This window comes from Sphingobium soli (assembly GCF_020782245.1).
Lineage (GTDB): Bacteria > Pseudomonadota > Alphaproteobacteria > Sphingomonadales > Sphingomonadaceae > Sphingobium > Sphingobium soli.
This window is the reverse complement of sequence record NZ_JAJGNP010000007.1, coordinates 67,059-85,003: the sequence shown is the minus strand read 5'-3', so window position 1 is coordinate 85,003 and position 17,945 is coordinate 67,059. Positions and strand designations below refer to the sequence as shown.

The following is a 17,945-nucleotide window of genomic DNA, read 5'->3' as shown; positions in this document are numbered from 1 at the left end:
CAAAATCTCTGCCCTTGCTCTTGGACCAGGAAGGCAAAGCTGCACCTATCCAACGAAAGGCGCAGGCAGACGCGATGGCTGCAATCTGATCATCATCGATAGCTGACCGGCATTTTAGGAGCGGACATCCGTGGTCACACAAGGCGAAGATTGCGCCCCATTCCGTATTTCTGCAACCACTCTGGGCGATCTGCTTCTCAAAGGGTGGGACAAGGCATCCGACAAGGAAGCATTGGTATTCCCGGGAGAACGCAAGACATATGACGATGTCGTACAGAGCGTCCTGAAGCGCGCGCGCGGCCTGAAGGCGCTGGGCATCGCGCGCGGCGACAATGTCGGCATCCTGTTGCCGTCCAGCATCGAATTTGTCGAGACCCTGTTCGCCAATGCGATGTGCGGCGCTGTCTCCGTGCTGATGAACGCACGGTACAAGGCGCCTGAAATGGCCTATGTCGCGCAAAATGCCGATCTGGCGGCGATCATCACCAATGATATGATCAGTGAGCATATCGATTTCGGTCAACGGCTGGTTGAGGCTTTCCCCGACCTGCCCGATGCCGCGGACTCCTCCTCACTCACGCTTGCGGGCGCGCCTCTGCTCAAGCGGATCGTGATGCTGGGTGGCCGTTCGGTCCCCGGTTTCGTAGATCAGGCAACCTTCGATGCGGCGGTGCAGGAAGTGGAGGAAGTAGAGGTACATGCATCCCGTCTGACCGTCAGGGTCCGCGACACCGCGATGATCCTGTATACGTCAGGGACATCGGCCAACCCCAAAGGGTGCCTGCTCAGCCATGAGGCCGTCACTCGGGAGGCATCGAATCTCGCTCGCTATCGCTGGTCCTTCCAGCCCGACGAGCGCGCCTGGTCGCCGCTGCCTTTATTCCATATCGCTGCGATGCTCTGCATGCTGGGCGCGATCGACGTGGGCGGCACCTTCATCGGCCAGCCGCATTTCGATGCCGGGGAGAGTCTGCGGCAGATCGAGGATGAACGGGTGACGATGATGTTCCTGCCCTTCGTCACTTTCCATCAGGCCATGATCACCCATCCCGACTGGGCCAAGACCGACATGTCGTCGGTGCGCCTGCAAAATAGCTGCTTCGCCTTCATGCCTGATCGCGTAGGCCAGGCCTATCGGGAGAAAGCCCCAAACATGCTCCAAGTGGGCACCATGGGCATGACCGAGGCGACCGGCATCGTCACCACCGGCGGCTATGCGATGGAACCGGAAATGGGCTTCAAGAAACTTGGTTTCCCCCTTGCGGGCATAGAGATGAAGATCGTCGATCCCGAAACCGGCGCGGAAAAGGGCGTGGACGAACGCGGCGAAATCCTCATTCGCGGCTACAATCTGTTCGACGGCTATTACAAGGACCCGCAGAAGACCGCAGAGGTGCTCGATGCCGATGGCTGGTATCATAGCGCCGATATCGGCTCGATCGACGAACATGGCCACGTCATGTTCCACGGCCGGTTCAAGGATATGCTGAAAGTGGGTGGGGAAAATGTCGCCGCGGCCGAGGTCGAGGCGGTGCTGGCCACCCATCCGGCGGTTCGTCTCGCGCAGGTCGTCGGGCTGCCGGACGAGCGGCTGGCGGAAATCCCCGCCGCCTACATCGAACGCGAAGGCGATGTGGAGGTCGAGGCGGAGGAACTCATCGCCTATACCCGGCAGCGCCTCGCTTCCTTCAAGGTTCCGCGGCATATCCGTTTCATCGACGAATGGCCGATGTCGGCATCGAAAATCCAGAAGTTCAAGCTGCGCGGCGCGTTGATGGACGAACTGGGCCTGAAGGACTGAAACACGGCGCATCGACGCCATGAAAGTGTAGGGAGAGTGACATGCGGGTGATCATCACGGGTGCTGCAAGCGGCATCGGCAGAGCCTGCGCCGAACTGCTGGCGGCCGGGTCGATGATTCCGGGTGAACACCGGATGCTGCTCGCGGATCGGGATGCCGCCAATCTGCAGGTGGTGGCCGATGCGGTCGGCCCCGCCGCCGCGACCTGCGTGGTCGATCTGGCCGAACCGGATTGCGGCGACCGGATTGTCGCGGCGGCGCTCGCGCATATGGATGGGATCGACGCCGTCATCAGCAATGCCGGCATCATCATGGGCGGTGCATTGGCCGAACTGCCGATCGGCGATTTCGATCGCATCTTCGCCATCAACACCCGCTCGTCCTGGCTGCTCGGCAAGGCCGCCCATCCGCACCTGAAGGAGAGCAAGGGCGCCTTCGTCGCGACCGCGTCCATGTCGGCCACCCAGCCTACGCCCGCGCTTGGCTTTTATTCCTCCAGCAAGGCCGCCTTGTTGATGATGATACGCCAGCTCAGCATCGAATGGGGGCCGGACGGTATCCGATGCAATACGGTGTCGCCCGGCCCCACCTACACGCCGATGACCGCTGCGGGATATGAAGATCCGTCGCGGCGCGACCAGCGGGAAGCCAATATTCCCCTGCGCAAACTTGGCGTGGCCGAGGATGTCGCGCAGGCGATCCTGTTTCTGATCGGCCCTCATGCAAGCCACATCAGCGGTGTCGACCTGCTGGTCGATGGCGGTATGAGCAACATGCTGATGCCCGCCAGCGGCGGTGGCACCGGTCAGAACCGGCAGAGCTGATATGGGATCAGAGGGCCCGATCCGCGCCAGCCGCCCATTCGATATCGGTCCCGCCCCGCGCATTCTGCGGGTCGATCAGCAGCCGCGCCGTCGCCATCAAATGGTCCGTCAGCAGCGCCTCGGCGCGGTCGGCGTCCCGCGCGAGCGCCGCGTCGACGATCTGCGCATGTTCATGAACCAGATCCCGGTCGCCATGGGCCAAAGGCACGGTGAGATAGCGATAGCGTTCCGACTGGGCATAGAGCCAGTCGCGCATCTTGAGCAACCATGGACTGTCGCACGCGGCGACCAGGGCGTGATGGAAGGCCGCATGGGCGTCGGCATAATCCTCGTTCAGACGGGCCGCCTCTCGCGGGTCGCGGGTCGGGGTCTTGCCCAACTTATGGGCCGCGCTGACGATAGAGGCTTCCCAGTCCAGGCCTCCCTTCTCGATCGCGCGGCGGAGGCATTGCCCCTCAATATCGCTGCGGACCCTGACCAGATCGGTCAAATCGCCGATCGATATCGGCGTCACCCGAAATCCCCGCGCATCGTCCTGCGTCACGAAGCCCTCGGACGTAAGCCGCGACAGGGCTTCGCGCACCGCCCCGAGACTGAAGCCCTGCGTTTCCGTAATATCCTTGATGTTGATTTTCGCGCCCGGCACCAGCCGACAGGTCAGGAGATCGTCGCGCAATTGCCGGTAGGCGCGTTCGGTCAGGCTCAGCTTTTTGGTCATCGCAACAACTATATCAGCTTCGCCACCCATGGCAATTCGACAAGATGTATTTTATGGCTTGAAATATATTTCATTCAATCCCATGCCTTCGGTTCAGTGGGTGGGACAGATTCTCAGGAGGTTTGCATATGCGGTTGGCCAAGGTAACGAAGAACGGCGCGGTCGGTCTGGCAGTGGACACGGGCGCGGGCGTCAAGGCGCTGTTCGGCGACGCTGCCCTCTATGATCTGGATGTGTTGATCGCCAGCGGCGGCAGCGCCCTGACGGATGCCGGCGCGAAAGTCAGCGCAGAGGGCGAGGAAGTGCAGGTTGAAGACCTCACTTTCCTGCCGCCCCTCGTCAAGGCGCCCAAGATCCTCTGCCTAGGTCTCAACTACAAGGATCACGCGGCTGAAGGCGGATTCACCGTGCCCGAATTCCCGACGATATTCGGCCGTTTCAATTCGAGCCTCATCGGCCATGGCGCACCGATCATCAAACCGCCCTGTTCCGATCAACTCGATTATGAGGCGGAAATGGTCGCGGTCGTCGGCAAGGGCGGCAAGGATATCAGCAAGGACGACGCGCTCTCGCATATCGTCGCCTATTCGGTGTTCAACGACGGTTCGATCCGCGACTATCAGCTCAAGACGCCGCAGTGGACGGTCGGCAAGAATTTCGACGATACCGGCGCCTTCGGTCCCTGGCTGGTAACGGCCGACGAACTGCCTGCGGGCGGTGCCGGCCTCAAGATCGAAACCCGCCTCAACGGCCAGGTGGTGCAGAGCGCGAACACCTCCGACATGGTGTTCGATGTCGTCGACACGGTCGCCCTCCTCTCCACCTGCTTCACGCTGGAAGCGGGCGACGTCCTGGTCATGGGAACCCCGTCGGGCATCGGCCTGGCCCGCAAGCCTCCGCTGTTCATGAAGGATGGCGATGTGTGCGAAGTGGAAATCGAGAAGATCGGCCTGTTGGTGAACCCCATCAAGGCAGCATGATCGAAAGGCCGGGCGCCGTTCTGTCGGTGCCTGGCCAGCCAAGGAGGGAAGGATGAACCAAAACAGCCCGTCGGGACGCCGCGCCAATAGTTTGGGCGTCCATTCCATCGATCATTTCGCGGTCGAAGTGCCCGATCTGGAAGCCGCGCGGAAATTCTACACGCTCTTCGGGCTCGACGTCCGCGAGCGGGATGACACGCTGGAATTATATGCGGTCGGCAATCCGCATCGCTGGGCCGTGCTGAGCCAGGGCGGCGACGCCAAGCGGCTGCGCTATCTGAGCTTCGGCATCTATCCGGACGAAGCGGATGCCTTTGCCGCCCATCTCGACGGCTGCGGCGTCACCCGGATCAAGGCGCCCGAAGGCGCGGAAGCCGACGGCATCTGGTTCGCAGGCTTCGATGGCCTGCCGATCAACGTTCGTGTCGCAGACAAGGCAACGCCATCGGAAAAGAGCCATTTCACCTTCGTCAGCGCGGCGCCGGGCCAATCCGGCGCGATCCCTAACAGCAAAGCGCCCAAGGTTCATCCGCGCCGCCTTTCGCATTTCGCGATCTTCGCGACCGACGTGAATGCCGCGATCGACTTCTATGAGAAGACGCTCGGCCTGCGACTGTCCGACAAGAGCGAGCCGGCCGTCGCCTTCCTGCACGGCCCCCATGGCAGCGATCATCACCTGCTGGCCCTCGTCCTGTCCGATCGGCGAGGCATGCATCACAATAGCTGGGACGTCGGGTCGGTGATGGAAGTGGGCCTGGGCGGCGCGACCATGGCCCGGGCGGGCTATGGCCCCAACTGGGGCGTGGGCCAGCATGTGCTGGGCGCCAATTATTTCTATTATGTGCGTGATCCCTGGGGCAGTTTCAGCGAATATTCAGCCGATATCGACTTCATTCCGCATGATGTCGACTGGCCGGCCGCCAACCATGCGCCAGAGGACAGCATGTTCCTGTGGGGACCCGATCCATTCCCCGAATTCATCCAGAACACTGAACCGGCGGAGGCCTGATCGTCATGTCCACATTCCTACTTCTTCACGGCGGCGGCATGGGCGGCTGGACATGGAAATATGTCCGCGAAATTCTGGAGGCCGGGGGCCACAAGGTCTACACGCCGACCTTCACCGGCTTTGGCGAGCGCGAGCATCTGATCGGCCGCGATGTGGGCAATGCGACTCATGTGCGCGACATCGTCAATGTCTTCAAATATGAGGATCTGCGCGACGTCGTGCTGGTCGCGCACAGCTATGCGGGCACGGTCGCGCCCGGCGTGATCGCGGAGGTGGGCGACCGCATCGCATCCATCATCTATCTCGACGCCATCGTGCCCCGGTCGGGGGAACGGATCGGATCCCTCATGGGCTATGTCCCGGAAGACCAGCTCGCCGCGCTGGATGCGATGCTCGAAGCAGGCGAAGGCCCGGTAGGGTCGGGCGTGCATGAAATGCAGCGGGCGGCGGCCAAGGAGCATCCCCATCTCATGGACCCGGCGCGGGAGAAATGGCTGCTAGACAATTTGTCGGACCAGCCGATGAAGGCGACCGCCTGCGTCATCCCCGTAGGTGCCGAGGCTATCGACCGGCCCGTCGACTATATCGCGGCGGCCGTCACGGTGATGACGGCGATGCACGACCGGGCGCGCGAGCTGGGCTGGACCATCCATGACCATCCGGGCGATCACGCCCTGCTGGTGGGCGATCCAGAGGGAACGACCGACCTCATTCTGAAGATTTCCGGCGCGGGAGCTCCGGCATGAATGCCGCCGAGCTGTTCTCGCTACAGGACCGCGTCGCCGTTGTTACCGGCGGGTCGACCGGCATCGGCCGTCATATCGCGACCGGCCTGGCTGCGGCGGACGCCACAGTCTATATCTGTGCCCGCACGCAGGCCAAGGTGACCGCGGCCGCGGCGGAGATTTCCGCTACCACTGGCGGCCGCTGTACCGGCCTGGTCGCAGATCTTTCGACACTTGCTGGGATCGAGGCTCTGGTCGCGGCGGTGTCCACCCAAGAACAGGCCGTGCATGTCCTGGTGAACAACGCCGGGACCATGGCCGACGCGCCCATCGACGATTATGGCGAGGACGAATGGGATCCGGTCATCGACCTGAACCTGAAGGCCCCTTTCTTCACGCTTCGGAAATTTCTGCCCCTGCTCCGCGCGGGCGGCACGGCGGAGCGTCCCGCATCGATCATCAACATCGGGTCTGTCGGCGCGCTCAAGGTCGGCCCCAAGGAAAATTATGCCTATCAGGCGTCGAAGAGCGCCATCCACTGGATGGCGAAAGGCCTCGCCAAGCGGCTGGGCCGCGACAACATCACCGTCAACGTCATCGCACCCGGATTCTTCGAATCCGAGATGACCGTCATCACCTCCAGCGAGATGCGCACGATGGTGGAATCGATGGTGCCCCGCGGCCGCGTCGGTACGCCGGAAGATCTGGCGGGCGCAGCCATCTATCTCGCCTCGCGGGCGGGCGCCTATGTCACCGGATCGGTGATCCCTGTCGAGGGAGGATTGTCGATCTGATATGACCCAACTTCATTTCGTCGCCATTGGCGGCACAATGCGCGCCTATTCCTCCACCGAGCGAGCGCTTCGCAAGGCGCTTGCCATCGCAGAGGAACGCGGCGCACGCACGACGCTGCTTGCCGGCGCGGACATCGACTTCCCGTCTTACGCGTCCGAAAATCCGGATCGTCCAGATGCGGCAAAACGCTATGTCGACATCCTGCGGTCGGCGGATGCCGTCATCATCGGCTCACCGGGTTACCACGGAGCGATCTCCGGCTTTGTGAAAAATGCGCTCGATTATGTCGAGGATATGAGCCGGGACGAGCGTTGCTATTTCGATGGTCTTCCCGTGGGCTGCGTGGCAACAGCGGCCGGCTGGCAGGCCGCGGTCGCCACGCTCCAGCAACTGCGGGTCATTACCCACGCGCTGCGGGGCTGGCCGACACCGCTGGGCATCGCCATCAACACCATCGGCGGCGAAGGCGATCCAATCGAAAACGCACCTATTCCCGGCCAGTTGGCTATGATGGTGGACCAGTTGTTCAGTTTCTGCCGACGGCCTGCCCTATAGTTGGATAGGTTCGCAATGCATCCGCAGGGCGCTTAGTCGCAGTGCCACTAACGGGAATGACGATGGATTTTTCACTCACCGAGGAACAGCAGGCGTTCAGGGACATTGTCCGCCGCTGGGTCGATGCCGAAGCCCCCAAGGACTGGATGCGCGCGCTGGAAGCCGACGAAGAAAATTATCCCTACGCGCTTTGGGACAAGATCGCCGAGCAGGGATTTTTCGGGATCGGCATTCCAGAGGAATATGACGGCCTGGGCGGCGACGTCATGATGCAGATGATCTTCGCTCGCGAATTCGCACGGACGGCCGGCGGCCTGCTGTGGGTTTGGGGCCTCACCTCCTTCGGTGGGGCGAAGACGATCGGCGCGGTCGGCACGGAGGAGCAGAAGAATCGCTGGCTGCGCCCCATGGCGCAGGGCAAGCTGCGCGTCTCGCTGTCGATGACCGAACCCGACGGCGGCACCGACGTTCTGGGCGCGATGAAGACCCATGCCGAAAAGGTCGACGGCGGCTGGACGCTGAACGGCGCCAAGATGTGGACCACGGGGGCAAAGGCGGCCGACAGGCTGCTCGTCCTCGCCCGCACCGATAAAAATGCCGAGAAGAAGCATCATGGCCTCACCATGTTCTTCGTCGACGCCAAATCGCCCGGCATCACCGCCTCGCTCCTGCCCAAGCTGGGCATGCGCGCCATGGGATCGTGCGAGGTTCATTATGAGGATGTCTTCGTTCCCGACGAGGACGTACTGGGTGAGCCTGGACAGGCTTGGTATGCGATGTTGCCCACACTCAATAATGAGCGGATCATGGTGGGCGCGCAATGTCTGGGCGCGATCGACGGGGTGCTGGAAGACGCGCTGGAATATATGCTGCAACGCAAGGCGTTCGGCGGCATTATCGGCCGCTTCCAGATTTTGCAGCATTATGTCGCAGATATCGCGACATGGCAGAAGCTGACCGAGCTGTTGCTTTACAACGTCGCCTGGATGCAGAGCAACGGCATGCCGTGCGGAACCGAGGCCAATATGCTCAAGATGGTCGCCACGGAGAATGCCGTGAAGGCCGCGGACCTTGGCATCCAGATATTGGGCGGCATGGGCTATTCGGCGGAAACCGACATGCAGCGTTACTGGCGCGACCATCGCATCCTGCGGATGACGCCGATCAGCAACGAAATGGTGCGCAACACAATTGCCGAGAGCCTCGGCCTGCCGCGTTCTTTCTAAGGACAGACCATGAGCGATCTTGACGATCTCCCCCCTGCTCCCGACGCCGCCGGCACATCGCTCGATGGCGACAAGGTCTTCACCATCACGGCGGAAGAGAATGCCGCCCTGTGCCGGTCGACCGGCGTCGAACCAGCCACCGACGGTAGCGCTCATCCCATCTACTATTATATCGCCACCCAGGTCGCCATGGGCAAGACGGTGGCAGGCGTCTGCGAAGCGTGTGAATTCGATGTCGAGGATGGCCCGATGATGGGCAGCAGCGGCGTACGGTTCGATGCGCCGCTGAAGGTGGGCGAAAGCTACAAGGTAACAGGGGAGATACTCAGCTTGGTCCGCAAACGCAGCCGCAAGCTGGGCGTCATGGACGTGCTGACCTATCGCCTCCGCCTGCACCTGCTTGATGGAACGCAGGTGCTGGAAACCGATAATGTGTGGGTATTGCCCCGCAAGGAGTTCGCCGCATGAGCCATGCCGTCGGAGACACGCTGCCGCCCTTCACGATCGAGAGCGTTAGCCCGCAAGCCATGAAGCAGTGGGCGGGGTTCCTCGCCGATCCCAATCCCATCCATCTCGATGTCGAGGTGGTGAAGGCCAAGGGTCTGGGTGACCGGGTCATCAACCAGGGTCCGATCAACGTCGCCTATATGATGAACATGCTGATGCGCGCCTTCCCGGGCGGGCGGATCAAATCGATGGATTCGCGCTTTCTGGACAATGTCTATGGCGGCGACCGAGCGGTGGTGACGGGCAGGATCGCGGCGATCGAAGGCGATACGGTGACCTGCGAATTCTCGCTGGATGTCGATGGCCGCGGCACGGTCAATTCGGGCACGGCGACGGTGGAAATTTAAAAGATCAGAGGAGAATATCAATGCCTAGCGGACCTTTTGCCCATGTGTGCATGGTCGTGCGCGATCTGGACAAGGCTATCGAGGATTGGACCAAGATCCTGCGCGTGCTCGATCCTGCGTCGCTGGAAGAGCGCCTCGTCAAATATGATGAATTTTCCAGCGGCGACGACGCCGGTATGAAGTGGGCGACCTTCGTCAACAATGGCGGCACGGAAATCCAGTTCATTCAACCGGCCCCTGGCACCCCCATGGGCGATCGCCTCGAGAAAGTGGGCGAGCATGTCCATCACCTCTGCTACGCGACCGACGACGTGCCGGGCGCGATGGAAAAGCTGAAGGCGGAAGGGCTGCACCTGCCCGGCGGCGGCCAGACCTTCAACGATCCGGACATGACCTGGCAGAAATGGAGCTGGGTCGGCCACAAGAGCACGCACGGCGCGCTGATCGAGGTCGCTTCGCCCTATGAGAGCCGTAACGACGGCAAGTGGCACCATGCACCCGGCAAATTCGCCTATAAGGGTCCCGGCGAGCATCCGTCATTCGCGGAAATCGTTCCGCCGGTCGCCGCTGAGTAATGCAGGCGCCCGGCATGACTGTTCCCACGCGGATAAGCGTGCCGGGTGACGGGCTGGAGATGGTTGCGGACGCCTATGGCGACCCTGCCGCGCCGCCCGTCTGCTTCTTCCATGGCGGCGGCCAGAGCCGCCGATCCTGGGCCGGGTCTGCCAGGCGGGTGGCGCAGGCGGGCTATTACGGGCTGACCTTCGATCTGCGCGGCCACGGCGACAGCGGATGGGCCGCCGACGGCGACTATCTGCTGGAAGCCTATGGTCGCGATGTCGAGTCCATCATCCAGGCCTTCGACAGGCCGATCGCGCTGGTGGGGGCCTCGCGCGGTGGCCAATCCGCGCTGGTCGGTGGGTCGCGCCGTGCCGATCTGGTGCGCCTTATCATGCTCGCCGACGTCGCGCCCTATATGGTCGACGACGGCGTGGATGACATTCGTGGCTTCTTTCGCGCCAGCGACTCCGGTTTTGCATCGCTGGAGGAAGCGGCCGACGTCCTCCACACCCATCTTGGCCAGCCCCGCCTGCCTGACGTGTCAGGTCTCGCCAAATCGATGCGCGAAGCGGATGGACGCCTGTTCTGGCACTGGGATCCCCGCACGACGGCGCCGGAATTTCTGCATCCCCCTTCGGAAGGGGAAGCGCTCATCATCGCAGCGCGCCGCGCGCAATCGCCCCTCGTCCTCGTGAAAGCTGAACTGAGCGAGATTGTCTCGGACGAAAGCGTCCGGCAATTTCGTTCGCTCACCCCGCAACTGGAGGTCGAGATCGCCCACGGCGTCGGCCATATGTTCACCGGCGACCGCAACGACGCCTTTGCCGATCGCCTGCTCCACCACCTCGCACTTCATCTGCCGCTATGACGAAAGGCGCGGCCTTCGTCGTCGGCGGAACCGGCGGCCTTGGCAGCGCGATCTGCAGACGCCTGTCGACCGAATGGGATCAACTCGCCATCGGCTATCGGTCCAGCCGTGAAAAGGCGTCGGCGGTCGCAGCGTCCCTGCCAAACGGTTCTTGCGAGACGCTGTCCGTCCCCTGCGACCTTTCCGATCGCGCTTCGATAGAGACCGGCATCCGCGATACGGTCGAGCAATTCGGCGCCATCGGCACGATGATCTTCGCCAGCGGGGTCGATATAGCCCAGCCCTTCGTCAGCCAGATCTGCGAGGAGCAATGGCGTGAAGTCATCGAGATCGAACTGGTCGGCTTCACCCGTATCGTGTCCGCCACCCTGCCATATTTCCGCGCCCAGGGCTTCGGCAATTTCGTCACCGTCGTTTCGGTCGCGAATTACTGCTTCCCCCCCGGCGACGCCCTGTCCTCCGTGCCCAAGGCCGGAATGGAGGCGTTGGGCCGCGCCATCGCCAAGGAGGAAGGCCGTTATGGCATCAGGGCGAACATGGTCGCTCCGGGAATCATCGACGCCGGGCTTGGCGCCGAGTTCCTCACGTCGCTTTATTCGCCGGAAATCTGGGAAACGCAGCGCAAACGCATTGCCCTGCAACGCTTCGGCAGCGGGGAGGATATTGCCGAGGCCGTGGCCTTCCTGGCTTCGGCCAAGGCGCAATATATGACCGGCCAGACCCTGATCGTCGATGGCGGCTTCAGCCTCTGAAATCGGCGGCTGCGCTCAACCCTGCCGCCGCTGCGCCGCGACGCCATCACCCCAATTGTGAATGCGCTCCCAGAAGCGGACGCGGGTCGGCGCGAAATTATGCATGTGCGCCATGCGGGGGCATATGAAGAGCTGGATGTCTTCCGCGCTCTTATAGGCCCGGGGTTCGCCCAAGGGATCGGGGACAACGTCGCGCTCGCCCATCGCGATCAGCACGGGGACGCGTACGACCGCTGCTTCGAGCGCCACCGCGCCCGGCGCGACCATATATACGCCGCAGGGCGGCGTGGTCGCCGAACGCCATTCGGGCAGCGGATCGACCAGCCCTGCCGACGCCATCATGTCGAGCGTGACGATGTCCGCAGGCTCGTCATCATGATGGAAGGACCATTGGAAAGGATGCTCGCCTGCCCTTGCCGCCGCCTGGAGCGCTTCGGCGTCGCCCAGCGTCACGCCCGGCGCCTGCGCCAGCGCCGCCGCATTCAGCACATGCGGCGCATCGAGCGACGAACGGCGCGAAATCCAGGGCCACGCGGCGGGCGGCTGTCCCGGCCGGGTCGGCACGACAGTATGGACGCCGCTATAGCCCAGCACGCCGATGCCGTGGAATGTCTGGTGATTGCCCTGCGCGACAACCGTGAAGCATCCGCCCATCGACTGGCCGATGCCAAGGCATGTGGCGTCGACGATCGGGTCCAGTCCATCGACGAGCGTGCCCGCTTCCAGCCGGGCCATGACCTGGCGCACCATCGCGTCATTGGCCGCCGCCACATTATCGAGATTGAGGGCATTGCCTTCCGGGATAGTGGACTCGCCAAATCCCAGATGATCGCAGGCGATGAAAATCCACCCGCGATCGCAATGGAAACCCGCCTCCCCGCCGCCCGATCCATCCGGCATGTCGAAGCTGTAATAGCGCCGGCAATAGCCACCGCCGGGGAAAGCGAAGCAGACGGTCGTGGGATTGGCCAGTGCCGTCATATCCGGAAGATGAACCGTGATCGCCACATGGGCGTTCATGCCCAGGGCTGCCGCCTCGCTGACATCGATCTTCAGTTCGACCGAGCGCTTCATGCCCTTGCGCATCCTTGCATGCCAAACACCGACGTCCTCCTTTGCCGAACCGGCGCGCCCTCGCCGCGCCGGTTCGGCCTGTCGATCACTTATAGGGGTCGACGGGCTGGGGAACGTCGATGACTTCCAGATCCTTCAGCATCGTCAGCACGTCGGAGATCGAATAGATGTGATCGATCTTGTCGCCCCGGAAACGCAGCCACGAGAACCACAGGACGTTGAGGTCGTTCCCGGTGGGCTGGACGCCCATATAGGGGCCGCCGGTATGCTTGCCATGATGATGGCACAGCACGCAGATCTCGTCCTCGCCGCGTCCCCACGCCTTCAGCGTGCGATAGATGCTGGGCGGGAAGGTCTTGTAGAGACCCTGCGGCGAGGTCTTCCACACATGATAGGTGCCAAGGTCGGGTCGGTTCGGGTTGTCGTAGGTCATCGTGTCGGTATTGAAAAATGCGTCCATTCCATCCCAATCGCCGCGATTGATGACCTCATGCAGGTCCATCCAGTGATTGACCATGAACGCCTGCCGCTCGGTCAGCCCGGCTGTGATGTCTGCCCGCTTCTCCTTGGACAGGACGAAATCGGCTTCCGTGAAGGGGGCGAGGCCCATAATAGTCTCCTTGATCAAAAAACGGTCCGCGGGATCGATCCCGAGGGCTGTGGTTTCTTCCCCTTAGCCACCGCACTCGGCACCTACCTAATGGAAGGCGGCGAACCTCCTCCCCTGTGCAAGCAGCGATTCTATAGAATGACGTGAGACGGAGGAGAGGCCATGACACTGACCCTGCAGGAGATGTCGGACCGGTTCGAAATTCAGGACCTGATCGTAGGCTATTGCTATGCGGTGGATACGCGCGACTGGGACACGCTGGACCGCTATTTTACCGATGACGCGGTGATCGACTATTCCGAAATGGTGGGCGTCGTCGGAAGCCTTGCGGACATCAAGGCATTTCTCTCGGCAAGTCTGACGCCAATTCTCGCCTTTCAACATGCTGTGTCCACCACCCAATATCAAATCGCGGGCGACCGGGCGCAGACCAAAACCGCCTGCTACAATCCGATGACGGTCAGCAATGGCGAAACGACCGATACTTTGGTCTTCGGCCTTTGGTATCATCACGACTTCGTCCGCACCGCGCAGGGCTGGAAGATCAGCCGCCTCTACGAACAGAAATGCTATCGGATGAATGTGCCGGACTGGCTGGCGGCCCAATTGCCCGCCTGAATTCCTGCCACGCCTTTCCGGATTTCGAGGGGGAGCTCGATGCGCCGCTTTCTGAACATGCTGTTCGTTCTGCTTCTGCTACTCGCAGGTCTGTCGCTGCTCTGGCTGGGCGGCCAGCTCGCGCTGCTCGGCGGGTCGATCTGGTATTGCGTGTCCGGCCTCGTCATGACGGTCACCGCGTTTCTCGGCTGGCGCCGTTCGCCGCTCTCGATCACCCTCTATTGGGCCTTTCTCGTCGCCAATCTGGGTTGGTCGCTCTGGGAAGTCGGACTGGACGGCTGGGCGCTGGCGCCTCGCTTGGCCATGCCCGTCGCCATGGGCCTGTACATGCTCACGCCCTTTTATCGGCAGCATGTCGGTCTTGGCCGCCCCCTGCCCGGCGGCCGCGTCCTGTGGCCGGCTCTTCTCCTGCTCTTCATGGGTGGGATCGGCAGCGCTTTCTGGGCGGATCGTTCGTCCCCAGCTGCCAGCGCGCGCTGGGGAGCGGGACCGGCAAGCCCGGCCGACGGCGACTGGGTCGCCTATGGCAACGACCGGGGCGGGTCGCGCTACTCGCCATTGGCCCAGATCACGCCCGCGAATGTCGGCAATCTCGAAAGGGCATGGACCTACCACACCGGCAAGCTGACAGACGGCAAGCAGGGCACTGCCTTTCAGGTCAACCCCCTGAAGGTGGGCAACCGCCTTTTCCTGTGCGCGGGCAATAATGATGTGATCGCGCTCGATCCCGAAACGGGCCGGCAATTATGGCGGCACCAACCCAAGACCGATCTCGCCGGCGTCTATGGTCTCGTCTGCCGCGGCGTCACCTATTACCGCGTCCCGCAAGCCCATGGCTATTGCGCTGAACGCATCTACACCGCGACGCTCGACGCGCGGCTGATCGCGCTCGACGCCGCCTCCGGCGGGCTATGCCCCAGCTTCGGTAAGAGCGGCCAGGTCGATCTGAAAGCGGGACTGGGCACGGTCGACAAGGGCTATTATTTCGTGACCTCGCCCCCCACCCTCGTTCGCGGCCGCCTGGTTCTGGGCGGCTGGGTGATGGACGGTCAGAAAATCAGGGAGCCTTCCGGCGTGATCCGGGCGTTCGATGCCGTCACGGGTAAATTTTCCTGGGCCTTCGACATCGGTCGGCCCGACGATCACGGCCTGCCGCCGCCCGGCGGCGTCTTTACGCCGGGCACCCCCAATAGCTGGGCGCCGATGAGTTCGGACGACAGGCTGGGCCTCGTCTATGTGCCGACAGGAAACGCTACGCCGGATTATTTCGGCGGACATCGGACCGCGAACGACGATCGCTATTCCAGCGCCGTGCTGGCGCTCGATGCGGAGAACGGGTCGGTGCGCTGGTCCTTCCAGACGACCCATCATGACCTGTGGGACTATGACGTGCCCGCCCAGCCCACGCTGGTCGACCTGCCCGGCGGCGTGCGCGGCCTGCTCCAGCCGACCAAGCGTGGAGAAATTTTCTTCCTCGACCGGGCGACTGGCAAGCCCATTCTGCCGGTGGAGGAACGCCCCGTCCCGCAGGGCGCCGTTCCGGGCGAACGCCTTTCCAAAACCCAGCCCTATTCGGTTGGCATGCCCAGTTTCGGCGGTCCGCGCCCTACGGAAAAGGGAATGTGGGGCCTGACGCCGATCGACCAGGCGATGTGCCGCATCCGCTTCCGCCAGGCCCGTTTCGACGGGGACATGACCCCGCTGTCGACCGAACATCCAACCCTCACCTGGCCCGGCTATCTGGGCGGCATCGACTGGGGAGGCGTATCGGTCGATCCCGGGCGCGGCCTGATGATCGTCAACAACAATCAGGTCGGCAATTATAACCGCCTGATCCCTCGCGCCGTTGCGGACCGGCAGGGCATCAGGCCGATGACCGCCGCCCATATGAGCGATGTCGGCGGCCCCGTCGCCCAGATGGGCGTCGCCTATGCCGCCCATATCGCGCCGTTCCTCTCGCCGCTCGCCATTCCGTGCCAGCAGCCCCCCTATGGCCGCATCAACGCGGTCGACCTGAAAACAGGGAAGCTGGTGTGGAGCCGACTGTTCGGCACCTCCCGCGACAGTGGCCCGCTGGCCCTGCCGACCTTCGTGCCCATCCCCATGGGCGTGCCCAATATCGGCGGATCGGTCGCGACCGCGAGCGGCCTCACCTTCATCGGCGCGACCCAGGAGCATATGTTCCGCGCCTATGAAACCACCACCGGGCGGCTGCTGTGGAAGGCGCGCTTGCCGGCGGGTGGCAACGCCTCCCCCACCACCTACTGGTCAAATGCCAGCGGGCGACAGTTCGTGGTCATCGCAGCGGGCGGACACGGCGCCATGCTGTCAGGTGCGAGCGACGCGTTGATCGCCTATGCCCTGCCTAAGCCATAGCGGGGAGCGAGAAACGGGCGCCCCGGCACCAGCTAAGCAAACGCGACGAGTCGCGGGTAGATGCCGCCCAATCCTATCCTTTGGCGGGCAAGATTGGCCAAGGGGGCTTTATGTTTCTTCGAGAACCAAGGGGAGAAAAACATGTCTGCACATGGCAGTCTGGTGAGACGCTTGCCTGTCGGCGCCGACGATGAACGCGCGATCAAACATGTGCTGCTGCGTTACGCCACCGGCATCGACACGCGGGACTGGCCGCTTTTCCGGACCTGCTTCGCCCAGGATTGCGAGACCGATTACGGCAGCTTCGGACATTGGCGCGGGCCGCGCGAAATCGCCGAATATATGGCCGAAGCGCACCGCCACATGGGGCCGACGCTGCACCGCATCACCAATATCGTGATAGAGAAGCGCGACGACCAGGTGCACGCGCGCAGCTATGTCGACGCAATCCTGCCGGAGGCGGCCCAAGGCGGCGTCACCCATCGCGCGGCCGGCTATTATGACGATTGCCTGGTCCGCACATCGGACGGCTGGAAGATTTCCCGTCGGAAATTCACCATGGTCAAGGCAGGGCTGGATGACTGAACTCAACCGTCAGGTTCTGCTGACGTCGCGTCCGGCGGGAATCGCGCAGGCCGAAAATTTCGCGATCGGGCATGCGCCGATCCAACCGCCCGCGCCGGGCCAGATCCTGGTGCGCAATCATTATCTCTCGATCGAACCCGCCATGCGCGGCTGGATCGCCGATGCAGGCAATTACGCCGCGCCCGTCGCCATCGGGTCGGTCATGCGCAGCCTCGCCTCGGGCGAGGTCGTGGCCTCCGCACATCCCGACTATACTGTCGGTGAGCATGTATCCGGCTGGTTCGGCTGGCAGGACTATGCCTGCGTCGCAGCCGATCAGGTCGTGCAGCGCACCACCGCGGCCGAGATGCGGGCATCGCTCGGCATTCTGGGCATCAACGGCATGACGGCCTATCTCGCGCTCACACTCGTCGGCCAGCCCCGCGCGGGCGAGACCATCGCGGTATCGACGGCGGCCGGCGCCGTCGGTTCGGCCGTCGGCCAGATCGCCCGCATCCTGGGTTGCCGCACGATCGGAATCGCGGGCGGGCCGACCAAGGTGCGGCGCTGCGTGGAGGAATATGGCTATGACCACGCCGTCGATTATCATGCCGGGAATGTGGAGGCAGCGATCGCCGAGCACGCGCCGGAGGGCATCGACATCTATTTCGACAATGTCGCAGGGGCGATCAGCGATTCGGTTCTGCCGCATCTGGCCCAACGCGCGCGCGTCATAGTGTGCGGAACGGCATCGATCGACCGCTGGGATCCATGGCCGATGGGGCCGCGCGTCGAACGGCATCTGCTGGTCAAGCGCGCCCGCATGGAGGGCTTCGTCATCTTCGACCATCTCGATCGTTATGCCGAAGCGACGGCCCAATTGCGGACATGGATCTCGCAGGGCCGCCTCACATGGCGCGAGGACATATTGGAGGGGATCGAGGCCTGCCCGGCCGCGCTGGCCGGTCTTTATCGCGGCGAAAACGACGGCAAGCGGCTCGTCCGTCTCGTCTGATCTGGGAAAAGGACACCACG

The 17,945-nt window shown here is 63.0% G+C and carries 20 protein-coding genes; 17 read left to right on the top strand and 3 right to left on the bottom strand.

Annotation, left to right across the window (positions count from 1 at the left end; all coding sequences use genetic code 11):
- The first annotated feature begins 130 nt into the window (after window positions 1–130).
- Together LL253_RS10740 and LL253_RS10735 are read left to right on the top strand one after the other, a co-directional pair.
- Entirely contained in the window at window positions 131–1,801 is a 1,671-nt protein-coding gene (locus LL253_RS10740) for a class I adenylate-forming enzyme family protein (RefSeq protein WP_062731391.1), read from the top strand.
- A gap of 41 nt (window positions 1,802–1,842) precedes the next feature.
- Window positions 1,843–2,625 (top strand): SDR family NAD(P)-dependent oxidoreductase, encoded by a 783-nt coding sequence (locus LL253_RS10735; protein WP_062731392.1) that lies wholly within the window; start codon window positions 1,843–1,845, stop codon window positions 2,623–2,625.
- Between the two features lie 7 nt (window positions 2,626–2,632).
- On the opposite strand, the gene LL253_RS10730 is transcribed toward LL253_RS10735, so the two are convergent.
- The gene (locus LL253_RS10730; protein WP_228227160.1) at window positions 2,633–3,343 is read right to left on the bottom strand and encodes a GntR family transcriptional regulator; all 711 of its coding nucleotides are present in this window, start codon (window positions 3,341–3,343) and stop codon (window positions 2,633–2,635) included.
- A gap of 128 nt (window positions 3,344–3,471) precedes the next feature.
- Between LL253_RS10730 and LL253_RS10725 the strand changes: the two genes are divergently transcribed.
- The 11 genes from LL253_RS10725 to LL253_RS10675 all read left to right on the top strand — a co-directional run bounded on the left by LL253_RS10725 (window position 3,472) and on the right by LL253_RS10675 (window position 11,668).
- On the top strand, window positions 3,472–4,323 hold the full coding sequence (locus tag LL253_RS10725) for a fumarylacetoacetate hydrolase family protein (protein ID WP_009823750.1): 852 nt from the start codon (window positions 3,472–3,474) through the stop codon (window positions 4,321–4,323).
- 52 nt (window positions 4,324–4,375) lie between these two features.
- Window positions 4,376–5,332 (top strand): VOC family protein, encoded by a 957-nt coding sequence (locus tag LL253_RS10720; RefSeq protein ID WP_062731394.1) that lies wholly within the window; start codon window positions 4,376–4,378, stop codon window positions 5,330–5,332.
- 5 nt (window positions 5,333–5,337) lie between these two features.
- Window positions 5,338–6,078 carry an alpha/beta fold hydrolase gene (locus tag LL253_RS10715; protein WP_083951077.1) on the top strand — a complete coding sequence of 247 codons (741 nt, stop codon included), beginning with the start codon at window positions 5,338–5,340 and terminating at the stop codon, window positions 6,076–6,078.
- Window positions 6,075–6,851 carry an SDR family oxidoreductase gene (locus tag LL253_RS10710; protein WP_062731395.1) on the top strand — a complete coding sequence of 259 codons (777 nt, stop codon included), beginning with the start codon at window positions 6,075–6,077 and terminating at the stop codon, window positions 6,849–6,851. The genes LL253_RS10715 and LL253_RS10710 overlap by 4 nt, the downstream gene beginning before the upstream one ends.
- Before the next feature lies 1 nt (window position 6,852).
- Complete coding sequence (locus LL253_RS10705) at window positions 6,853–7,407, top strand: NADPH-dependent FMN reductase (RefSeq protein WP_062731396.1); 555 nt, start codon at window positions 6,853–6,855, stop codon at window positions 7,405–7,407.
- Between the two features lie 62 nt (window positions 7,408–7,469).
- Window positions 7,470–8,633, top strand: coding sequence for an acyl-CoA dehydrogenase family protein (locus tag LL253_RS10700; RefSeq protein ID WP_062731512.1), 1,164 nt, complete (start codon window positions 7,470–7,472; stop codon window positions 8,631–8,633).
- A 9-nt stretch (window positions 8,634–8,642) separates the two neighbouring features.
- Window positions 8,643–9,101, top strand: coding sequence for a hypothetical protein (locus tag LL253_RS10695; RefSeq protein ID WP_062731397.1), 459 nt, complete (start codon window positions 8,643–8,645; stop codon window positions 9,099–9,101).
- On the top strand, window positions 9,098–9,487 hold the full coding sequence (locus LL253_RS10690) for a MaoC family dehydratase (protein ID WP_062731398.1): 390 nt from the start codon (window positions 9,098–9,100) through the stop codon (window positions 9,485–9,487). The genes LL253_RS10695 and LL253_RS10690 overlap by 4 nt, the downstream gene beginning before the upstream one ends.
- A 20-nt stretch (window positions 9,488–9,507) precedes the next feature.
- Entirely contained in the window at window positions 9,508–10,062 is a 555-nt protein-coding gene (locus LL253_RS10685; protein ID WP_228227159.1) for a VOC family protein, read from the top strand.
- Between the two features lie 14 nt (window positions 10,063–10,076).
- Window positions 10,077–10,916 (top strand): alpha/beta fold hydrolase, encoded by an 840-nt coding sequence (locus LL253_RS10680; RefSeq protein WP_228227158.1) that lies wholly within the window; start codon window positions 10,077–10,079, stop codon window positions 10,914–10,916.
- On the top strand, window positions 10,913–11,668 hold the full coding sequence (locus LL253_RS10675; protein WP_062731400.1) for an SDR family NAD(P)-dependent oxidoreductase: 756 nt from the start codon (window positions 10,913–10,915) through the stop codon (window positions 11,666–11,668). The genes LL253_RS10680 and LL253_RS10675 overlap by 4 nt, the downstream gene beginning before the upstream one ends.
- 15 nt (window positions 11,669–11,683) lie before the next feature.
- Here LL253_RS10675 and LL253_RS10670 read toward each other — a convergent pair whose 3' ends face one another.
- Complete coding sequence (locus LL253_RS10670; RefSeq protein ID WP_228227157.1) at window positions 11,684–12,742, bottom strand: alpha/beta fold hydrolase; 1,059 nt, start codon at window positions 12,740–12,742, stop codon at window positions 11,684–11,686.
- An 85-nt stretch (window positions 12,743–12,827) separates the two neighbouring features.
- Window positions 12,828–13,352, bottom strand: a complete 525-nt coding sequence (locus tag LL253_RS10665) for an ester cyclase (RefSeq protein WP_017180908.1) — start codon at window positions 13,350–13,352, stop codon at window positions 12,828–12,830.
- 162 nt (window positions 13,353–13,514) lie between these two features.
- Here LL253_RS10665 and LL253_RS10660 point away from each other — a divergent pair, with 162 nt between their 5' ends.
- From LL253_RS10660 to LL253_RS10645, 4 genes are all read left to right on the top strand, one after another.
- On the top strand, window positions 13,515–13,970 hold the full coding sequence (locus LL253_RS10660; protein ID WP_017180907.1) for a nuclear transport factor 2 family protein: 456 nt from the start codon (window positions 13,515–13,517) through the stop codon (window positions 13,968–13,970).
- A 39-nt stretch (window positions 13,971–14,009) separates the two neighbouring features.
- A complete protein-coding gene (locus LL253_RS10655) occupies window positions 14,010–16,346 on the top strand; it encodes a membrane-bound PQQ-dependent dehydrogenase, glucose/quinate/shikimate family (RefSeq protein ID WP_017180906.1) in 2,337 nt (778 codons plus the stop codon).
- 141 nt (window positions 16,347–16,487) lie between these two features.
- Window positions 16,488–16,931 carry a nuclear transport factor 2 family protein gene (locus LL253_RS10650; RefSeq protein WP_174302225.1) on the top strand — a complete coding sequence of 148 codons (444 nt, stop codon included), beginning with the start codon at window positions 16,488–16,490 and terminating at the stop codon, window positions 16,929–16,931.
- Window positions 16,924–17,925 (top strand): NADP-dependent oxidoreductase, encoded by a 1,002-nt coding sequence (locus tag LL253_RS10645; protein WP_062731402.1) that lies wholly within the window; start codon window positions 16,924–16,926, stop codon window positions 17,923–17,925. Before LL253_RS10650 ends, LL253_RS10645 begins: the two co-directional genes overlap by 8 nt.
- The last annotated feature ends 20 nt before the right edge of the window (window positions 17,926–17,945 follow it).